Annotated in this window: 18 protein-coding genes; 16 read left to right on the plus strand and 2 right to left on the minus strand. The window is 63.4% G+C overall.

Annotation, left to right across the window (positions count from 1 at the left end; all coding sequences use genetic code 11):
• Positions 1-364 precede the first annotated feature (364 nt).
• From IHQ72_RS16305 to IHQ72_RS16370, 14 genes are all read left to right on the plus strand, one after another.
• Entirely contained in the window at positions 365-1978 is a 1614-nt protein-coding gene (locus tag IHQ72_RS16305; protein ID WP_258123359.1) for an extracellular solute-binding protein, read from the plus strand.
• 90 nt (positions 1979-2068) lie between these two features.
• On the plus strand, positions 2069-2917 hold the full coding sequence (locus tag IHQ72_RS16310; protein ID WP_258123360.1) for a carbohydrate ABC transporter permease: 849 nt from the start codon (positions 2069-2071) through the stop codon (positions 2915-2917).
• Positions 2914-3873 carry a carbohydrate ABC transporter permease gene (locus IHQ72_RS16315; protein ID WP_258123361.1) on the plus strand — a complete coding sequence of 320 codons (960 nt, stop codon included), beginning with the start codon at positions 2914-2916 and terminating at the stop codon, positions 3871-3873. Before IHQ72_RS16310 ends, IHQ72_RS16315 begins: the two co-directional genes overlap by 4 nt.
• Positions 3870-4961 carry an ABC transporter ATP-binding protein gene (locus tag IHQ72_RS16320; protein WP_258123362.1) on the plus strand — a complete coding sequence of 364 codons (1092 nt, stop codon included), beginning with the start codon at positions 3870-3872 and terminating at the stop codon, positions 4959-4961. The genes IHQ72_RS16315 and IHQ72_RS16320 overlap by 4 nt, the downstream gene beginning before the upstream one ends.
• Positions 4962-4965: 4 nt before the next feature.
• On the plus strand, positions 4966-6057 hold the full coding sequence (locus IHQ72_RS16325; protein WP_258123363.1) for an ABC transporter ATP-binding protein: 1092 nt from the start codon (positions 4966-4968) through the stop codon (positions 6055-6057).
• 35 nt (positions 6058-6092) lie between these two features.
• Entirely contained in the window at positions 6093-7205 is a 1113-nt protein-coding gene (locus tag IHQ72_RS16330) for a Gfo/Idh/MocA family protein (protein WP_258123364.1), read from the plus strand.
• A gap of 26 nt (positions 7206-7231) precedes the next feature.
• Complete coding sequence (locus tag IHQ72_RS16335) at positions 7232-8146, plus strand: sugar phosphate isomerase/epimerase family protein (protein WP_258123365.1); 915 nt, start codon at positions 7232-7234, stop codon at positions 8144-8146.
• A gap of 68 nt (positions 8147-8214) precedes the next feature.
• Positions 8215-9150 (plus strand): sugar ABC transporter substrate-binding protein, encoded by a 936-nt coding sequence (locus IHQ72_RS16340; RefSeq protein ID WP_258123366.1) that lies wholly within the window; start codon positions 8215-8217, stop codon positions 9148-9150.
• A 46-nt stretch (positions 9151-9196) separates the two neighbouring features.
• Positions 9197-10216, plus strand: coding sequence for an ABC transporter permease (locus IHQ72_RS16345; protein ID WP_374120365.1), 1020 nt, complete (start codon positions 9197-9199; stop codon positions 10214-10216).
• Positions 10213-10995 carry an ATP-binding cassette domain-containing protein gene (locus IHQ72_RS16350; RefSeq protein ID WP_374120395.1) on the plus strand — a complete coding sequence of 261 codons (783 nt, stop codon included), beginning with the start codon at positions 10213-10215 and terminating at the stop codon, positions 10993-10995. The genes IHQ72_RS16345 and IHQ72_RS16350 overlap by 4 nt, the downstream gene beginning before the upstream one ends.
• Positions 10996-11011: 16 nt before the next feature.
• Complete coding sequence (locus IHQ72_RS16355) at positions 11012-12193, plus strand: aldose 1-epimerase family protein (protein ID WP_258123369.1); 1182 nt, start codon at positions 11012-11014, stop codon at positions 12191-12193.
• A gap of 91 nt (positions 12194-12284) precedes the next feature.
• On the plus strand, positions 12285-13373 hold the full coding sequence (locus tag IHQ72_RS16360; protein ID WP_258123370.1) for a fatty acid desaturase family protein: 1089 nt from the start codon (positions 12285-12287) through the stop codon (positions 13371-13373).
• A 42-nt stretch (positions 13374-13415) separates the two neighbouring features.
• Positions 13416-13727: a MocE family 2Fe-2S type ferredoxin gene (locus tag IHQ72_RS16365; protein ID WP_258123371.1), complete on the plus strand. Its 312-nt coding sequence runs from the start codon at positions 13416-13418 to the stop codon at positions 13725-13727.
• Between the two features lie 118 nt (positions 13728-13845).
• Positions 13846-14646: a 3-methyl-2-oxobutanoate hydroxymethyltransferase gene (locus IHQ72_RS16370; protein ID WP_258123372.1), complete on the plus strand. Its 801-nt coding sequence runs from the start codon at positions 13846-13848 to the stop codon at positions 14644-14646.
• Between the two features lie 52 nt (positions 14647-14698).
• On the opposite strand, the gene IHQ72_RS16375 is transcribed toward IHQ72_RS16370, so the two are convergent.
• Both IHQ72_RS16375 and IHQ72_RS16380 read right to left on the minus strand, forming a co-directional pair.
• Positions 14699-16180, minus strand: coding sequence for an HAL/PAL/TAL family ammonia-lyase (locus IHQ72_RS16375; protein ID WP_258123373.1), 1482 nt, complete (start codon positions 16178-16180; stop codon positions 14699-14701).
• The gene (locus IHQ72_RS16380; protein ID WP_258123374.1) at positions 16177-17178 is read right to left on the minus strand and encodes an ornithine cyclodeaminase family protein; all 1002 of its coding nucleotides are present in this window, start codon (positions 17176-17178) and stop codon (positions 16177-16179) included. Before IHQ72_RS16380 ends, IHQ72_RS16375 begins: the two co-directional genes overlap by 4 nt.
• A 243-nt stretch (positions 17179-17421) precedes the next feature.
• On the opposite strand from IHQ72_RS16380, the gene IHQ72_RS16385 reads away from it, so the two are divergent.
• Together IHQ72_RS16385 and IHQ72_RS16390 are read left to right on the plus strand one after the other, a co-directional pair.
• A complete protein-coding gene (locus IHQ72_RS16385) occupies positions 17422-18855 on the plus strand; it encodes a DHA2 family efflux MFS transporter permease subunit (protein ID WP_258123375.1) in 1434 nt (477 codons plus the stop codon).
• A gap of 209 nt (positions 18856-19064) precedes the next feature.
• Entirely contained in the window at positions 19065-20369 is a 1305-nt protein-coding gene (locus IHQ72_RS16390; RefSeq protein ID WP_258117880.1) for an IS4 family transposase, read from the plus strand.
• Positions 20370-20505 lie beyond the last annotated feature (136 nt).

Here is a 20505-nt window from a genome sequence, read left to right on the forward strand (position 1 = left end):
CACCTCATTGCTGGTGCGCTACAGGCGCATCAAAATCGCGGATTAGCGGATCGGATGGCGGACGACGATTTCATTGTCATCCGCGATTCTGATGGGAAATGATGTATCCGGCCTTAGCCGATGCGCAAGCCGGCGCGCTACACCAAATCGTCGAGCCGGGCCGAAAAGGATCGGCGCGGCGCTCGGTTCCCTCAAATTCAAGCACTAGGTGCCGTGGGCTGACCTCGCTGGACTGCATCCTCTCCCTCATTTGCGATGTTATGACGTGTTTTGATTATTTATGATGTTGACAGCCTTCCCATAGTGCCGTCAATATCCATCATGAGGGCCGTGGAGGAACAAGGCCCTCGAGGGAGGACTTCCAATGTCTGATATGATCCGCATGTCGCGGCGCCGTTTGCTGGCGTCCGGTGGAAAGGCGGCCGTGCTTGTTGCCGCCGCAGGTATCGCACCGAAATTCATCCGTCCCAGCCGCGCTTATGCGGCCGACGCGCTGGCGCCGGGCATGATCGGCGGCCCGACCGGCTTCGACGGCTCGGAGCGCTATCAGTATGGTCCCGACACGCCGGAAGGCCGCGCCATCGAGGCGGCCAAGGCGATGAAGGGTGCCGGCAAGGCGCCGGCCAAGATCGTGCTCGGCCTGTCCGACGGCTCGATCGGGCAGTTGACGCAGCCGTTTCCCGCCGGCGCGCCCTCGATCAAGGATCTGTGGGAGAAGGAAACCGGCATTCCGCTCGAGATCGTCGGCGTGCCGAACGGCCAGGAATTCACCAAGACGATGCAGGACATCTCCACCAAGGGTGGAGCCTATGACATCTACGCGGTCGAATGGAACCGTCTCGGCGACCTAGCCGAAACCGGCGGCATCCTGAAGCTCGACGACTTCGTCGCCCAGTACAAGCCGGAATGGGACGATCCCGAGCGCGGCTATGTCAACGGCGCCAAGGGCGTCTCGTTGCTCAACCAGTATCGCGGCTCGACCTATGGCGTGTCGCTGGACGGCGATTTCCAGACCTGGGTCTATCGCATCGATCTGTTCGGCGCCGCGGCCGAGAAGAAAGCCTTCTCCGACAAGCATGGCTACGAACTAGCGCCGCCGAGGACCTGGAAACAGCATGACGAGATCGCGGCCTTCTTCCAGCGCCCCGACAAGGGCCTGTTCGGCTCGACCGATCTGCGCAACCAGGGTTGGGGCTACACCAACTGGTATCAGCGTTATGTCTCAATGGCTTCGCCCAATCAGTTCCTGTTCGACGACACCGGCAAGCCGCTGATCAATTCAGAGCAAGGCGTCGCTGCGACCAACGAGTACATCGCCTCGCTGGCCCATCATTCACCGGATGCGATCTCCTGGGGCTGGCCGGAGCAGTACGGCAATTTCGCCAAGGGCGGCGCCGCCATGACCTGCGCCTTCTCCAACCTGCCGAAATTCCTCGACAATGCCGGCAACAAGGATTCAGCTGTCACCGGCAAGATCGGCTCGATGCTGCCGCCCGGCCGCGAGATCGACGGCAAGCTGATCAGCCGTTCGGTGCTGTGGCTCAATCTGTCGGCTTCAGTCTCCTCGCAGGCCAAGAATCCGGAGGCCTGCTACCTGTTCCTGCAGTGGCTCGGATCGAGCCGCATTTATGCCTGGATGACCGCCAATCCGGGCGGCTATTTCGATCCGTTCCGGCTGTCGGATTTCTCCGACCGGCTGGTCCGCCAGACCTATCACGCCTATCACATGGATGTGGTGCGCGAGACGGTCGCCCGCACCGTGCCGACCATCAACTATCCCGGCGCCACCGCCTTCCACAATGCGCTGGACGAGAACCTCGTTGCCGCGTTGACCAAGGCCAAGACCGCCGAGCAGGCGATGGTCGACACCGAGGCCGAGTGGAAGAAGATCGCCCGCCGCACCGGCGAGGAGAAGCTTCTCGAAGCCATCAAGACCAACAAGGAGGCCTGGCCCACCGTTCTCGATCCGATCAGCTGATCCTCCTCCCAGGATGCGAATGGGAGGGAGGAGTTTGCACTTCCCCTCCGCAAACGATGGTACCAGCAAAGCTGCAAGATGAAGCGTTCCGTGCCTTTTGAAATATTCCGCTATGCAGCGATCCTTGCTGCTATGGCGGTGACGCTGGTGCCGATCCTGTGGATGGTCTCGATGGCCTTCAAGCCGATCGCCGAATGGTCGGCGACCGGCGCCGAGCTCACCTGGTGGCCGAAGAACCCGACGCTCAGCAATTTCCGCTTCGTCTTCGGTGAGTCGACCAACAACCTCATCGTCGCGCTCGACCGCACCGCCCTGAAGCCGATCCTGTCGTCGCTGCTGTCGGCGGTGTTCGGAACGGCGATCGCCATGTCGGCGGGCACCGCGGCGGCCTACGGGCTGTCGCGCTTCGGCTCGGGCCAGAACCTGCCGCTGGCGCTGATCCAGCTCCGCCTGTTTCCGCCGATGGCGGTGATGACCCCTGTCATGATCATGTGGGCCTTCCTCAACTTCACCGACAGCTGGTGGGGGCTGTCGCTGATCTACGGCATCGTCACGCTGCCTTTCGCCTTCTGGCTGATGAAGACCTTCTTCGACGACATGCCGCGCGAGATCGAAGAGGCGGCACTGGTCGAGGGCTGTTCGCGGTGGCGCGTCTTCACTCGCATCACCCTGCCGATGATGCGCGCGCCGCTGGCCAGTGCCGCGCTCTTCGTCTTCATCCTCAACTGGTCGGACTATCTGATCGCACTGCTTTTGACGACACGCGAATGGGTGACGGTGCCGGTCTACATGGCCTCGCTGTCGTCTTCGATGACCGGCCAGCTCTACGGTGCCAAGGCGGCACTCGGCCTGATCGCGGCCGTGCCGCCTGTGATCATGGGCATCGCCATCCAGCGCCATCTGGTGCGCGGGCTGACCTTCGGGGCGCTCAAGCAATGAGCGCGGTCACTGCCACGATTCCGGAGGACGTGATGAAGACCGTCCAGGCAAAGCCGACCCTTCGGGACGAAGGGGCAAAGCTCGGTTTCCGGCTGACACTGCCGGCGCAGATCCTGGTCCTGTTCATCGCGGTGTTCCCGCTGTTGATGCAGCTCTATATCAGCCTGACCGACTGGTCGCCGCTGTCCGGCCTCGGCTGGTGGAGCGCCTGGTCGCTATGGAACAATTTCGCCAATTACACCGACCTCGCCGCCGACGCGCGCTTCTGGAGCGCGCTGAAGCGCACGGCCATTGTCATGATCATCTGCGTGCCGGCGGAATTCCTGCTGGGCTTGGCACTCGCCACGCTGTTTGCCGACGAGTTTCCGGGCAAGCGGGTCTTCTATTCGATCCTGCTGATGCCGATGATGGTGGTGCCGGCGGTGGCCGGCTACATGTTCTTCATGCTGTTCCAGTCGGGCGGGCCGGTGAACGACATCCTGTCGGCAGTATCAGGCTTTCCCGTCACCATCGCCTGGCTTTCGGACCCGACGCTGGCGCTCATCGCCGTCATGCTCGCCGACATCTGGCAATGGACGCCGCTGATGTTCCTCATCCTGCTTGCCGGCCTGGTCGGCGTGCCCGAAGACCAGATCAAAGCGGCGACGCTGCTTGGCGCCAATCCCTGGCAGCGCTTCGTCACCATCGTGCTGCCGAAGATGAAGACGATCATCATCATCGCGCTGGCAATCAGGGTCATCGAGAACTTCAAGATCTTCGACACGCTCTACATCATGACGGGCGGCGGTCCCGGCGTCGCCACCGAGACCATCTCCGTCTACATCTACAAGCTCACCACCCAGGACCTGATCTGGGGCTATGTCGCAGCGATCGCGCTGGCCATCCTGATCGTGCTGTCCATCGCCGCGGTGTTTGCCATGAAGCGCATGGCCCGGACACGCGAGGTGACGGCATGAGCGCCATCCATTTGCAGAACCTGGTCAAAAAGTTCGGCGACTTCACCGCGCTGAAGACGATGGATCTTGCCATCGCCGACGGCGAGTTCATGGCGCTGCTTGGGCCGTCGGGCTGCGGCAAGTCGACGACGATGAACATGATCGCCGGCATGGAGGAGCCGACCGGCGGCAAGATCCTGTTCGGCGAGCGCGACATGGCCGGCGTGCCGATGGGGCGGCGTGGCGTCGGCTTCGTCTTCCAGTACTATGCGATCTTCACCCATATGAGCGTGCGACAGAACCTTGCCTACGGCCCAAAAATGCGCGGCGCGCCAAAGGCCGAGATCGACCGCCGCGTCGGCGCGATTGCCGAGATGCTGCAGCTGACTCCGCTGCTCGACCGCAAGGCCGACAGGCTGTCGGTCAACATATTGCAGCGCGTGGCGATCGGCCGTTCGGCGATCATGGAGCCGGCGATTTTCCTGCTCGACGAGCCGCTGTCCAATGTCGACGCCGCCTTCCGGGCTGTCATGCGGACCGAATTGAAACAGCTGCAGCGTCAGTTCCGGCAGACCATGGTCTATGTCACCCACGACCAGCTCGAAGCGATGACCATGGCCGATCGCATCGCGGTGATGGACCATGGCGTGCTGCAGCAGGTCGGCACGCCGCTCGAGGTCTATAACGATCCGGCCAACGTCTTTGTTGCCCGCTTCATCGGTGCGCCGGGGATGAACCTGCTCAAGGGCAGGCCGGCGGAAAGCGACCGTGGCCTAGTCATCGATCTCGGGCCGCTCGGTGTAACGCCGCCGCTGCCGGCTGAAATCACCGCCGCTGTGCGGGGCGCGCAGGGCTATGTGCTTTACGGTTTCCGCCCGGAACAGGCGACGCTGGTTGAAGGCGGCCGAGGTCTCTCCTTGCCGGTAACCTTCGTCGAGCGCATCGGCGCGCGCACCATCGTGCATCTCGGCCAAGGCGAGAGCGCGGTGAAGGCGGTGTTCGACAATGATGTTGGACTGTCGGTCGGGCAAACAGCAGTCGTCGCGCCGGCCGCTCAGTCGGTGCGCGTCTTCGACGCCGCCACCGGCCTTGCCATGAAGGCGGGCTGAGACCATGGCCGATATCGTCTTCCGCAATGTGACGAAACGCTATGGCGACACGCTCGCCGTCGACGACGCCTCGTTCACTGTCAACGACAATGAGTTCTTCTGCTTCTTCGGCCCGCCGCTATCGGGCAAGTCGACGGTGCTGCGTCTGGTGCTAGGGCTGGAGACGCCGGACGCCGGCGAAATCCTGATCGGCGGCAGGCCGGTCAATACGGTGTCGCCAGCCGAGCGCAACGTCGCCATGGTATTCCAGAACCTGGCGCTGTTTCCGCATATGAGCGCGCGCGACAATGTCCGCTTTCCCCTGGTCGAACGCCGGATCGCCGAGGCCGATATCGAAAAGCGTGTCGCAGACGTCGCGGCCAAGCTGCATATCGGCCACATCCTGCATAAGCCGCCGGCGCAGCTTTCGGGCGGCGAGCGGCAGCGCGTGGCGATCGCCCGGGCGCTGGTGCGCGATCCCAATGCCTATCTGATGGACGATCCAATCTCGGCGCTGGACGCCCGGCTGCGCGAGGAGACCCGCGTCGAACTGAAGCGCATCCAGCGCGAACTTGGCAAGACGCTGATCTATGTCACGCACGACCAGGAAGAGGCGATGTCGGTCGCCGACCGCATCGCCATTCTTGAGAATGGCAGGATCAGGCAGATCGGCGCGCCGGCCGAGATCTATGACCGGCCGGCCAGCACCTATGTCGCGCGGCTGCTCGGTTCGCCGATGATGAACATCTTGAAGTTGCTACGCGGCGAGGGCGGCGTCGAGGCGGCCGAAGGCACGATCCGCATCGCGGATAAGGCCGCGCCGGCCGATGCCGTCGAGATCGGGCTCAGGCCGGAAGACATCAAGGTCCGTCCCTGGCTGGATGGGGAAATATCGGATGATGGAACGTCGGATGGGCGTGCGGGGCGCCCGGCGCGAGTGTTCGAGGTCGAGCCGCTCGGCGGCTATACCGTCGTGACACTCGCTGCCGGGCAGGCGCGCCTGAGGGCGCTGCTGCGCGGCCAGCCGGACGTCAGGCCGGACGCGATGGTGGCGATATCCTGCGAGCCGGGCAGGGTGCATTATTTCGGGCAAAGCGGGGGGGCGCTGGCAAGATGACGGCGGCTGCAAGGAACGAGCTTCGGGAGGAACATATGGCTGGCGAAGAAATAGCGGGCAAGGGCTTCGAGCCGGACGTTAGAGTCCGCACCAGGGAATTCAGGATCGGCTGCGTCGGCGCCGGCATGATCATGGCCGAATGCCATCTTGCCGCCTATCACGAAGCCGGTTTTCCCGTGGTGGCGATCGCCTCGCGGACCAAGGCCAGTGCCGAGAAGGTCGCCAAGCGCTGGGAGATCCCGACCGTCCACGATACGCCGGAACAGCTTATCGAGGACGAAAATGTCGAGATAATCGACCTTGCCTTTCCGCCCGACCAGCAGCCAGCGCTGATCCGCCATGCGCTGAAGCAGACGCACATCAAGGCGATCCTGGCGCAGAAGCCGCTGGCGCTGTCGCTCAAGGATGCGATCGAGTTGCGCGACGAGGCGGCCAGGGCCGGCAAGATCCTCTCGGTCAACCAGAACATGCGCTACGACCAGTCGATGCGCGTGCTGAAGCAGATCATCGACAGCGGCGCGCTCGGCGACATCGTCTTCGCGCATATCGACATGCACGCCATCCCGCACTGGCAGACATTTCTCGAGGACTATGACCGGTTGACGCTCGCCAATATGAGCGTCCACCATCTCGACGTGCTGCGCTTCCTGTTCGGCGATCCCGACGAGATTACGACACTGACGCGTAAGGATCCGCGCACGCGTTTCGACCATTCCGACGGCATCACGGTCTCGACGATGCGGTTCCCGTCCGGGGTGCTCGCCGTATCGCTGGAGGACGTCTGGTCCGGTCCACGCCAGGACGGCTACAAGGACGACCAGCACATCAACTGGCGCGTCGACGGCACAAAGGGCGTCGCCAAGGGCACGATCGGCTGGCCGACGGGTTCTGCCTCGACGCTGACCTATGCCTCGACCGAGACCACCGGCGGCGAATGGGTGACACCCAGCTGGGAGACAATGTGGTTCCCGCATGCCTTCATCGGCGTGATGGAGCAGCTCCAGCACGCGGTGAAGACGGGTGAACCGCCCGCACTGTCCGTCGCCGACAACGTCAAGACCATGGCGCTGATCGAAGCGGGCTATCGCTCGATCGATGAGGGTCGCACGGTCAAGCTTTCCGAAATCTCGACAAACTCAATCAACTGAATCGCTTACAGGGAGGACTTCACATCATGATGCAGGCAGGTATCTTCACGGGCTATTTCCCGTACGGCCTCAAGGAAACCGCGCAGAAGATCCGCGCGCTCGATTTCAATACGGTGCAGCTCGACCTGCATTTTAGGGATGTTGACCTTTCGGCCGGGCAGATCACCAAGGACAAGGCCAGGACTGTTCGCGACACCTTCCGCGATCACAATCTGCCGGTGTGCTGCGTGTCGGGTTACACCAACATCATCCATCCGGACATGGCCGAGCGCGAGAGGCGCGTCGGCTATCTGAAGGAGATCATCCGCAATGCGCGCCATTTCGGCACGCCTTACGTGATCTCGGAAACCGGCACCTACAACACCGAATCCGACTGGGTGCATCATCCCAAGAACAAAACCGAGGAAGGCTTTGAGGAATGCCGCAAGGTCATCGCCGACCTTGCCCAGACGGCCTACGACCACGGCGCGGTCTTCCTGCTCGAAACCTATGTCAACAACGTCGTCGGCTCGGTCGAGGAGACGGTGAAGATGTTCGCGCAGGTCGACCATCCCGGCCTCGGCCTTTTGATGGACCCGACCAACTATTTCGAGACGCACAACATCGACAGGATGGACCAGATCCTCAACCAGGTGTTCGACACGCTGACCGATAAGATCAAAATAGCCCATGCCAAGGACGTCAAGCGTTCGGGCGGTGACAAGTCGGAGAAGCACGCCGACATCGGTGACGAGGACGCGCTGGAGAGCCATACTTTCCGCGGTGTCGGCGAGATCGAATTGCCGGCGCCCGGCCTCGGTTCGCTGAACTACGATCTCTATCTCAAGCGGCTTGCCGAAAAGCATCCGAACATCCCGGTCATCATTGAGCATCTCTCGGAAGATGACGTGCCGCGGGCCAAGAAATTCCTCGACGGCAAGTTCCGCGCCAACGGCCTCTGACAGGAGCCCTGCGTCGCCGCCATGCGGCGGCGCTTTCCGCCGGGAGGAAATATAATGGAGGAAGAGAGATGTTGAAATTCGGATTGAAACTGGCGGCCGCCGCGACAGTGCTCGCCGGCCTCGCATTCAGCTCGCAGGCATTGGCGCAGGAGAAGACGTTTTATCTGCTGTCGCATGGCGGCCCGTCGGATGCATTCTGGCTCGACTGGAATGCCGGTGCCACCAAGGCCTGCGACCAGCTCAAGGTGACCTGCAAGATCTCCTTCAGCGGCGGCGACATGGCGGCGCAGAAGGAAGCTTTCAGCTCAGCACTCGCCGCCAAGCCGGACGGTATCGCCACCACCTCGGCGCAGCCCGGGCTGTGGACGGAAGAGGTGAAGGCAGCCAAGGCTGCCGGCATCCCGATCGTGTTCTTCAATACCGACGATCCGGCAACCGGGCGGCAGGCCTATGTCGGCGCCGATCTCAAGGAGGCCGGTGCCATCTGGGCCAAGTACCTCGTCGACCACAAGATGGTGAAGCAGGGCGACAAGGTGTTCCTGCCGGTGGAAGTGCCTGGAGCCAGCTACCAGCAGCTCGAGACCGAAGGCATCGCCAGCGTCTTCGATCCGCTCGGCATTAGATATGACGTGGTCGATTGCGGCACCGATCCGGCCGGCATCATCGCCAAGATGACCGACTATGTGGTCGCCAACAATCCGCCGGCGATCATCGCGCTCGGCGATTCCGTCGCGGCCAGCATCAAGCGGGTGTTCGACGGCGCCGGCGTGCCGGCCGGCAAGATCCCGGTCGTCGGCTGGGGGAATTCCAGGGAAACCGCCGAAGCCGTCAAGGCCGGCTTCGTCAACGCGGCTGCCTGGCAGTTCCCGTCGGCGCAGGGCTTCATGCCGGTGGCGCTGCTCGGGCTTGCCGCCGCGGGTGAACCGATCGGCTACGACATTCACACCTTCAGCCTCTACGACGCCACAAGCGTCGAGCCGATCCTGAAACTCTACAACAAGTGATGGAAACTGACGCCCGCCGCGCAGGCGGCGGACGTCACACCCAGGTATGGTTCAAGCAGTCATGACAATTGCCGCAGAAGAGGAAATGCCTGACGTGAAACGCAGGTCGAGCCTGATCCGCTCACCGCAATTCTCCTCGCTCGTCATCCTCGTGGTGCTGCTGGCGGTGTTCGCCATCGCCGACGCCAACTTCCTGTCGCCGCTCAACGTCTCCAACATGATGGCCTTCCTGCCCGAGCTCGGCATCATCGCGCTCGGCATGACGCTGCTTTTGACAGCAGGCGAGTTCGACCTTTCGGTCGGCGCCGTGTTCGGTCTGGCGCCGGTCGTGGTCATGCTGCTGGTGCAGAGCGGCCAGGTTGACATCGGCGTGGCGTTGCTGGCCGGGCTGCTGCTGTGCGTGGCGATCGGCGCCATCAACGGGCTGATCGTCACCAAGATTGGCATCTCCTCCTTCCTGGTGACGCTGTCGATGCTGCTCGTGGTGCGAGGTGCTGCGCTCTACATCACGCAAGGCTTTCCGCTAAAATCCTGGGACCAGCCAGGCTTTTTCGTGACGCTGCTGGCCGGCAGCTTCAATATCGGAACGTTCCGTTTCTATACGTCCTTGTGGTGGTTCATCGCCCTGTCGTTGCTGGCGATCTACGTGCTGCACTACGCCAAGCTCGGCAACTGGATCAGCGCCATCGGTTCGAACCGTAACGCCGCCGTGGCGCGCGGCGTGCCGGCCGATGCGGTCAAGATCTGGCTGTTCATCCTGACCTCAGTGCTGGCGGGTCTGGCCGGCATGATCAGTGCGTTCCGCATCTCGGCCGCCTCGCCGGTGGCCGGTACCGGTTACGAGCTCGAAGTGATCGCCATGGTGGTGGTCGGCGGCACGGCGCTGACAGGCGGGCGCGGCACGATCCTGGGCACGATCGTCGGCGCGCTGATGCTGCGCAGCATCCGCAACGGTATCGTGCTGATCGGCGTCCCGGGGCTCGCCTACAACATCTTCGTTGGCGTCATCATCCTTGCCATGCTCATCCTGCACGCTTTGCTGCAGAAGAACGCCGCCAGGAGCTGATCATGGAAGTGCTTCGGCTGCAGAATCTGCAAAAGTCCTTCGGCAGCGTCCGCGCCCTGAAGAGCGCCTCCTTCACGCTCAACGAGGGCGAAGTGGTGGCCTTGCTCGGCGACAACGGCGCCGGCAAGTCGACGCTGATCAAGGCGATCTCCGGGGTGTTTCCCGTCGACCGCGGCGACATCTATGTGCGCGGCCAGAGGGTCTCGATCCGCTCGACGCGCGATGCGATGGATCTTGGCATCGAGACCATCCACCAGGACACGTCGTTGGCGCCCGACCTCAGCATCGCCCGCAATCTCTTTCTCGGTCGCGAGCCGGTCAATCTGAAATGGCTGGGCGTGTTCGCGCCGCTCGACCTCGCCAAGCTGCGCGATGCCGCCGCGGCACTTTTGAAGCGCGTCGGCATCTCGAAAAAGCTCGATGCCGATGCGCTGGTCAGCACGCTGTCGGGCGGTGAGCGCCAGTCGATTGCCATTTCGCGCGCCATGCAGTTCGCCGCCAAGGTCATCATCCTCGACGAGCCGACCAACAATCTCGGCGTCGAGGAAACACACGGCGTGCTGCGCTTCGTCAAGGAGGTGCGCGCCGCCGGCCATTCGGTGCTTTTGATCACCCACAACATCCATCACGTCTTTCAGGTCGCTGACCGCATCATCGTCATGCGCCGCGGCGAGATCGTCGCCGAGCAGACGGTCGCCGATACCGACCTGCTGACGGTGGAGAGCATCATCACCGGCGCCGACATGTCGGCCCTGCTCAAGGAGACGAGAGCAAAGTGAAGGAACTGGCCGTCACATGGTAGAGCTTTACGGCAAGACGCTTTCGCGCCGGCAGGTCTCGGAGCGGTCCGGCATGCTGTCGCAGTTCGCCGGCGTGCGGTTGATGACGCTTGGCGACGGGGTGGAGCGCGGCATACGGATGCTCGAATTCCGCACCGGCTCCGGCCTGCGTTTCACCGCGCTGGTCGACCGGGCGCTCGATATCGCCGATTGCGACTTCAAGGGGCAGGCGATCGGTTGGCATTCGCCGAGCGGCTTCCGCCATCCCGGCCTGCACGAGTATGAAGGCGAGGAGGGGCTGGCCTGGGCACGGTCGTTTTCAGGCCTGCTGCTCACCTGCGGACTTGACCATATATTGTTCATGAACGAAGTGCCGGCCGACAGCTACAATTATCCGCCGAAGAAGACGGTGCGCCATTCCCTGCATGGCCGCGTCAGCACCATTCCGGCGCGGCTGACCGGCTATGGCGAAGCGTGGGACGGCGACCGCTGCGTGCTGTGGGCCGAGGCCATCGTCCAGCAGTCGACGGTGTTCGGCGAGGATCTGCATCTGTTGCGGCGGATCGAGGCCGATGTCGGCGGCAACGAGATCCGGCTTTCGGACCGTGTCGTCAATCACGGCTTCAACCGCACGCCGCATATGTACTTTTATCACATCAACGTTAGCCATCCGGTGCTCGACGAAGGCTCGCGCTATCTGGCGCCGATCCGTGATGTTGTGTGGGCCGGGCATGCCGGCGAGCGCTACGAGGCACAGAAGGTCGGCTACCGCACAGTGCCGGCGCCGCAACTGGGTTTCGAGGAGCAGGTCTGGCAGCACGAGCTTGGTGCTAACGGCGCCGGGGAAGTGCCGGTGGCGGTGGTCAACGACCGTCTTGGCCTTGGGCTGGAAGTCGTCACGCGCAAGGACCAGTTGCCCTGCGCCTATGAATGGCAGAATTTCCAGGCTGGGCACTATGCGCTGGGCTTAGAACCCTCGACGCATCATGTGCTAGGCAATCTGGCTGCGCGCGAACGCGGCGAGATGATCTGGCTGGAGCATGGCGAAAGCCGCTCCTACGATGCGGTGTTCCGGGTTCTCGACGGCGCTGGAGATATCGCTGCCGCCGAAAGTCGGATCGCAGCGATCGCCAGGCAGCCGCGGGAGGATTATCCGCGGCCGTCGGGCAAATTTCCGGTGCTCGGAGGCAGGTCGTGATGATGGCGAGGACGATGCGAAGCACCAATTGGGAGGCTGGTTCCGGTCGGAGCGGGGAGGGCTCGCGGCCCACCAGGATTTGGAGGTCACAATGGCTGGCACAATGAAGCGCGACTACAGCCTGGTCGGCGAAAGCACGCGCAGGGCGATCGAGACGGGACTGGCCTCGGCCGAATGGTATCACACCGACGTCCCGCGCAAGGCGATCAAGGAGTTGATGCAACGTTCCGATGGCCCTGCGATCCGCGACACGATCATCTGGATCGTCGCTATCCTGGCTTCCGCTGCCGGCGGCATCTATTTCTGGGGCACCTGGTGGTGCGTGCCGTTCTTCTTCGTCTATGGCGTGCTCTACGGCTCCTCCAGCGACTCGCGCTGGCACGAATGCGGCCATGGCACGGCCTTCCGCACGCGCTGGATGAATGATGTGGTCTACCAGATCGCCAGCTTCATGCTGATGCGCAATCCCGTGACCTGGCGTTGGAGCCATGCCAGACACCACACCGATACGATCATCGTCGGACGCGATGCCGAGATCGCCGTGATGCGCCCGCCGGACCTTTTGCGTGCGGCGCTCGCTTTCACCGGTATCCTCGATTTTCGCTATTCGCTTCCTGCGCTGGTGCGCCAGGCATTCGGCAAGCTGACGCCCGACGAGAAAAGCTACGTTCCCGAGGTGGAACAGCACAAGGCCGTTATCGCCGCGCGCTGGCATGTCGCCATCTACATCGCGACGATTGCGCTCGCCCTCACTATGCGATCATGGGTGCCGTTTGTGCTGATCGGCGTGCCGCGCCTCTACGGCACCTGGCACATGGTGCTGACCGGCCTGCTGCAGCACATCGGCCTGGCCGACAACGTGGTCGACCACCGGCTCAACAGCCGCACCGTATACATGAATCCGATCAGCCGGTTCATCTACTGGAACATGAACTACCACGTCGAGCACCACATGTTCCCGATGGTGCCCTATCATGCGCTGCCCAGGCTGCACGAATTGATCAAGCACGATTTGCCGGCGCCGAACCCGTCGATGTGGGATGCCTATCGCGAGGTCTGGCCGGTCCTGCTCAGGCAGCTCAAATACGAGGATTATTTCCTCAAGCGCGAACTGCCGCCGACGGCACGGCCCTATCGTGGCGAGTTCCACGAAGTGAACATGTCGGCAGCAGCTGAATAGGCACCGCGCGCCGCCGCAATGCAGGAATTTCGGGAGAAACAGATGGCCGATTGGGTCGAAGCGTGCGCCGTGGACGACATCGACGAAGAGGATGTCATCCGCTTCGACCATGGCGGCCGCACCTTCGCGATCTATCGTTCGCCAGACGATGAATTCTTTGCCACCGACGGGTTTTGCACACATGAAAAGGCCCACCTGGCCGACGGGCTTGTCATGGACGACATCATCGAATGCCCCAAGCACAATGGCCGCTTCAATTACAAGACCGGCCAGGCCAAAGGGGCTCCCGTCTGCGTCAATCTGCAGACCTATCCGGTCAAGGTCGAGGCTGGCAAGGTGATGATCCAGATCTAAAGCATGATCCCGAAAAGTGGGAACCGGTTTTTTTCTGCGCTGACCTTCGGTTCGGAAAAGATCATGCAAGTTTAAGCCTGACCAGCCTTCCGTAATGCAACAAAGGGGACCAGAATCGATGAGCCGGAAAAGACCGACGGTGGCAGACCTGCGCGCCATGAAGGGCAAGCGGCAACTGACCATGCTGCGCGTGCTGACGATGGACGAGGCCGAGGCCGCCGAAAGAGCCGGGGTCGACATCGTCTCGGTGCCGCCGGAGCTGGTGCTCAACCCGCAATATCGCGATGCCGCACCCAGCCTGTTCACCATGCCGGGCGACAATTTCTACGAGATCGGCACAGCCGACGATTTCGTGCGCTGGGCGTTCCGGCTCTACAAGGCGAGCGCCGACGCGGTCTATTGCAGCGCTGGCTATGCCACCGTCAAACGGCTGGCCGATGACGCTATACCGGTGATCGGCCATGTTGGCCTGATCCCGTCGCGAGCTACCTGGACCGGCGGCTTCAAGGCCGTCGGCAAGACCGCCGACAGCGCCATGCAGATTTTCGAGGCGGTCAAGCAGTATGAGGCCGCAGGTGCTGTCGGCGCCGAGATCGAAGTGGTGCCGGTCGAAGTGGCCAAGGCAATTTCGGAACGGACCTCGCTGATCATGCTGTCGATGGGGGCGGGCACCGGCTGCGACGCGCAATATCTGTTCGCCGACGACATCCTTGGCCAGAACCGTGGCCACATGCCGCGCCATTCGAAGGTCTACCGCAACTTCGCCGCCGAATATGACCGCCTGCAGGCGGAACGCGTGGCTGCTTTTTCCGAGTATGTCGCCGACGTGAACAGCCTGGCCTATCCCGAAGACAGGCATGTGGTGCACATGGACCCGGACCAGCTCGGTCTGTTCATGGAGAAGATTGACGCCGGATGAGGCGCGCCGGCTGCTCGACAATATCGTCAGCGGGCATATGCGACGGCCGGCGCTATGGCCGCCATGTTCCGGTAGCCAGCGCTGCGTAAATCGCCTCGGCGTCGATACCCTGGGGCCTGTCCTCCTTGAGCGGCAGGACGAGCGCGCGCACCGCCGCATGAATCGCGGCGGTCGCCGGCGCCAGAGCCAGCCCGTCGCGCAGATCTACGGCCTGTGCGGCGGCCATCAGCTCGAAGGCGATCAGCCGCTGCCACAGCACGATCATGTCGGCGCATTTCGAAACGGCCAGCGGCGCTTGCGTCGCATGATCCTCGACGCCTTCCGAGACCGGCAGGAAATCGAGCATTACCGGGTTGGCCTTGTGGCGGATGGCGGCGAGGATAGCGCTCACTGTCTTTTGCAGCGGCACGAAGCCGGCCGAAGCGCCGCCGACCGGCGACAGATATTTGGGCAGGCCGTTGCGGCCTGAGCCGGTGAGCTGGATGAAGCGGGCAGCACAGGCAGCCGCACATTGAGCGATGGCAAGGCCAAGCGTCTCGAAGGCCAGCGACAGCGACGGGGTGTGGAAATTGCCGGTCGACAGCACCATGTCGTCGTCGCCCAGCACCAGCGGATTGTCAGCGGCGGCGTTGAGTTCGATCTCGACGGCTTGCCTGGCCTGATCGATTGTCTGCAACAGCGCACCATGGATCGACGGCATGCAGCGGATCGACAGCGGGTCCTGCAAGGTCGTCGGCATCGGCGCCTTGTCGCGTGCCAGAAGATCGCGCATGCCTTGCGCGGCCTGCTGCTGGCCGGCGGCCGGTCGTGCCGACTGCAAGCGCGGATCGAGCATCGTCTGGTTGGCGCCGATACCTTCCATGGTCAGCGCGCCCGCCTGCTGTTGATGTGCGAAGGCGGACAGTGCGTCGACCACCGCCAGCGCGCCGCTGCCGGCGGACACCGCCGAGGCGCTCATCAGCGACAGCCCGTCTTTGGGGGCGAGGCTGACGGGGGCGAGGCGCGCCATCGCCAGCGCCTTGGCCGCCGGCATGCGCCGGCCCTGAAAGTCGGCGTCGCCGTCGCCGGTCAGCACGCGGCCGAGCGTTGCCATCAGCACCAGGTCGCTGTCGCCGATCGAGCCCAGCGACGGCATTACCGGATGCACGCCGGCATTGAGCGCGTCGATGAGCGCGACGAAAACCTCTGATGAAATGCCCGAACCGCCGGCGGAAAACATCGCCACCCGGGCAAGCATCGTCGCGCGCACGATGTCTTGCGGCAGCACGTCACCCACGGCGCCGCTGCGGCCGTCCAGCAACTGGCGCTGGAAGGCGCTGGCGTCGCCGCTGACCGATGTGCCGAGATTGGCGCCGAGACCGGTATTGAGCCCATAGATCGGCTGACCAGAAGCGGCGGCGCGGTCGAGCACTTTTCGCGCTCTGTCCAGCCTCTCCAAGACCGTGGGGGCTATTTCCACCTTACGTCGGTCGCGGGCAACCGCCGCGACATCCTCGACGCTGACGCCGGTTCCGGTGAGGACGAGCGCACTCATGCGAAGCGCAGCCGCTGGCCGATGCCTTGCGCCTGCGCCTTGGCCAGCATCGCCTTGCCCAGGGCGATATCGGAAAGCGACAGGCCGCGATGCCAAAACAGGATCGTCTCGTCGTCGCTCTGGCGCCCCGGCTTGAGGCCGGCGGCGATCTCGCCAAGTTCGGCGTGCAGCGTCTGCTCGCTCAGGCGTCCGGTCTCGACATGGGCGCGCAGCGAGCCGAATTTGCCGCCCTTGCACTGGCCCCAGTCGTCGACGACGATCTTTGCCATGATGTCGGTCAACGACAGCTCCACCGCGCTCATCGTGCCATAGGGCACCACCATCGCGCCGGGCTGTATCCATTCGGTCTTCAGCAGCGGCTGCGGTTCCGGCAGCCGCGAGGCCTCGACGACGATGTCGGCACCCTCGACGCAAGCGCGCCAGTCGGCGACCGCCGTAACCTTCTTGCCGAGATCGGCGGACAGCTTGGCGGCAAAGCCGTCACGGCTTTCCGGCCGGCGCGAATGCACGCGGATCTCGTCGAAGTCGAAAAGATGGTCGAGCAGGCGCACGTTCCAGTAGGCGGTGCCGCGCGCGCCAACATGGCCAAGGATCTTCGATGTCTTTCTCGCCAGATGTTTGGCGCCGATAGCGGTGACTGCACCGGTGCGCATGTCGGTGATCACAGTGGCGTCGAGAATGGCGCGCGGCGTGCCGGTGCGCGGGTCGAACAGGTTGAGGATGCCGAATTCCGACGGCAGGCCGTGCAGGTAATTGTCGACATAGTCGCCGACGATCTTGACGCCGGCCGCATCGAGCGGCGCGACGTAGCCGCGCAGGACATTGAAATGGCCGTTGAAGGACGGGTCCGGCTCGAGATGGACGCGCGGCTCGATCACCGTCTGGCCATTGCCCTGCGCCACCAGCCCGGCCTCGACCGCATCGATGATTTCGGCATCGGTCATATCAAGGGCGTCGATGTCGAGGGCATTAAGATAATCGATGTAGATGGGCTTCATGCGCAGATTGGTCCTGATGAAGAGGGGTCCTAGTCGGAAGATAGCGAAACGAAATCGCGAACTGTCAAAGGTTCGATGGCGAGGTTCAGTCATCGCATAACAGGTCGCGATACGACACGAAAGTTTGTTGGTCCATGTCTGGACGGCGCCGCCCAAATGCTGTTCAAACCGGTGCGTCATCGATTTGCCGGACAATCGCCTGGTTCCCAGTGGCGCGGGAAAAACTTTCGTACAGTTCTGCGCATGACCGCCATTACCGAAAGCAAAGCCTTGGCCGAGACCGCGACGGCGGCGCGGCGCGTGGCTTTGATCGTCGCCGTCGCCTTCTTCATGCAGCTTCTGGATTCGACGATCATCTCGACATCGCTGCCGCAGATGGGAGAATCCTTCGGCGTGCCGGCGGTGGCGATGAGCATCGGCATCACCGTCTATATGCTGACCATGGCGGTGTTCGTGCCGCCGTCGGGCTGGCTCGCAGACCGCTTCGGCGCGCGCAACGTCTTCCTCGTGGCGATCGCGCTGTTCACGCTGGCTTCGATCGCCTGCGGCATCTCACAGAACCTGACTCAGTTCGTCGCCGCGCGTGCCGTGCAGGGCCTGGGCAGTGCGCTGATGACGCCGGTCGGCCGCATCCTGGTGCTGCGCAACGCCTCGAAGTCTGAGCTTCTCAACGCCACGGCACTGATCACCTGGCCGGCGCTGTTCGCGCCGGTGATCGGGCCGGTGCTTGGCGGCTTCATCACCACCTATCTGTCCTGGCACTGGAATTTCTTCATCAACATTCCGCTCGGCGTGGCCGGCCTGGCGCTGGTCGCGCGCTTCATTCCTGGCGACCGCGCTTCCGAAACCAGGCCGCTCGACTGGCCGGGCTTTCTTCTGACCTCGGTCGGGCTTGCCTCAATGCTCTACGGCCTCGAGCGCATCGCCCATCCGGAAGACGGCGCCATGCCGACCGTGGCGCTGCTTGTCGCCGGCATCTTCGTCGGCTGCCTGGCCGTGCGGCATCTGGCGCGGGCAAAAAATCCGCTGCTCGACCTCACATCGTTTAAGATACAGACTTTCGCCATATCGACGCTGTCGGCCGGCACCATGTTCCGGGTGGCGATCAACGCCACGCCATTCCTTTTGCCGCTGCTGTTCCAGGTCGGCTTCGGTCTGAGACCCGTCGATGCCGGCATGCTGATCCTCGCCTATTTCCTCGGCAATCTCGGCATGAAGACAGTGACGACACCGACGCTGAGGCGCTTCGGTTTCCGCTCGGTGCTGGTCGTCAACGGCGTGATCGCATCGCTGTCGATCATGGCCTGCGCCGTGATATCGCCGCAGACCCCGCAAGCGCTAGTGGCGGCGCTGATGCTGATTGCCGGGCTGACGCGTTCGATGCAGTTCACCGCGCTCAACACGCTGGCCTTCGCCGATATCGCTTCGGCGCAGCGCAGCTCGGCGGCGACGCTGTCCAGCATGCTGCAGCAGGTGGCGATGCTGTTCGGCGTCGCGGTCGCGGCGGCGCTGCTCAACCTGTCGCAGATCGCGAGGGGCGGGCCGGCGCTCGACCTGGTGGACTTCCGCCTCGCCTTCCTGGCAATCGGCGCAATCGGGCTCGCGGCCTCGTTCCGCTTCCTGGCGCTGCCGCCGGCCGCGGGCGCCGAGGTTTCGGGTCATCTTCTGCGGAGTTGACATCGGGCTTGACCTTCTCCCCTTGTGGGCTAGCGTGCGCACACATCTGCTTCGGAGAGGTGTCAAGGGAGTTTGGTCGGGTAGCAGGTTTGGCTTGTGGGGTTGGAATCATGTGTGATTCTGTAGCTGCCATTGTTGATTCGGGAGATTTCGACGATGGCTTTGCTGCTTGGATACTTCGGCGACCTGCGCCTGCAAAAAAGGGGAGCATGGTGCTGGAGCGCATGTGCACGCGCGTCAGCGCGGGCCTGCGCAGGCTGGCCGATACGCGGGCGGAACAGATTGCGTTCACGCGGCTGTTTCGCAATCCCCAAGTGACGGTGCCGGAGATCGTGCGCACGGCGGCGGCGCGAACGGGCGAGGCGGCGGCCGGCCGCCATGTGCTGATCATTGAGGACAGCAGCGAGATCAACTATGAGGCCAAGGCCTCGCGCAAGCGCGGCCTCGGGCATGTCGGCAACGGCAAGGATGTCGGGCTGTTCGTCCACCCGGCGCTGGCCGTGGATGCCGCCGACGGCTCGGTGCTGGGGCTTGCGGCTGCCACGATCTGGCGGCGCCGGGGGCAGAAGGCGCACGACTACCAAGCCCTGCCGATCGAAGCCAAGGAAAGCTACAAATGGATCGCCACCGCCAAGGCGGCCCGCCAGGCGCTGACCGACACGCCCCTGGCTACCGTGATCGGCGACCGCGAGGCCGACATCTACGAAGTGCTGGCAAGGCTGCCTGACGAGCGCACGCATGTGCTCATCCGCGCCGTGCGCGACCGGGCTCTGGGTGAGCAGGGCGGCCGTCTGTTCGGCGAGATCGCCAAAACGCCGGAAGCCGGCCGGACCGCCTTCGAACTGCAGGCGCGTCCCGGCCGACCGGCGCGCAAGGTGCAACTGGCCGTTCGCTTCGCCGCGGTCGCCTTGCGCCAGCCGCGCCTTGGTGCCGACTGTCGCGATCCGCGCGAGATCACGCTCAACATGGTCGAAGTGCGCGAGATCGATCCGCCTTCGCCCAAGGAAGCGGTGATCTGGCGGCTGTTGACCACTCACGCGGTCAAAACGCTCGCCGACGCTTGCCGCATGGTCGATCTCTACCGGTTGCGCTGGACCGTCGAACAGCTGTTCCGAACCGTGAAGTCGCAGGCCATCGATCTGGAGGAAAGCCTGCTTGCCGATGGTGAGGCACTCGAACGGCTGGCCGCGACCGCGCTGATCGTCGCCACCAGGGTCATGCAACTCGTGCACGGGCGCGATGCCGCCGGCCAGGCCTTCAAGGCTGCACGCCTCTTCAGCCCCGCCGAGATCACCGTGCTGGAGGCGCTGATTGCCAGGCTCGAAGGCAAGACCCAAAAGCAGAACAACCCGCATCCGCAACACACGCTCGCCTGGGCCGCTTGGTGCATCGCCCGGCTGGGAGGGTGGAACGGCTACGCAAAGGAGCGGCCGCCAGGTCCCGTCACCTTCAGCAACGGCCTCAAACGCTTCCACGCCATCGCCGAGGGCTTCGCTCTTGCAAATCCAAACTAATCCCCGCCAAATCAGATGTGTGCGCACGCTAGCCCCTTGTGGGAGAAGGTGGATCGGCGCGTAGCGCCGAGACGGATGAGGGGTGCTGGAAGAAACGCGGCGAGAAAATATAAAACGATTTGAAGCGCTTAGATCT

The organism is Mesorhizobium onobrychidis (genome assembly GCF_024707545.1).
GTDB lineage: Bacteria > Pseudomonadota > Alphaproteobacteria > Rhizobiales > Rhizobiaceae > Mesorhizobium > Mesorhizobium onobrychidis.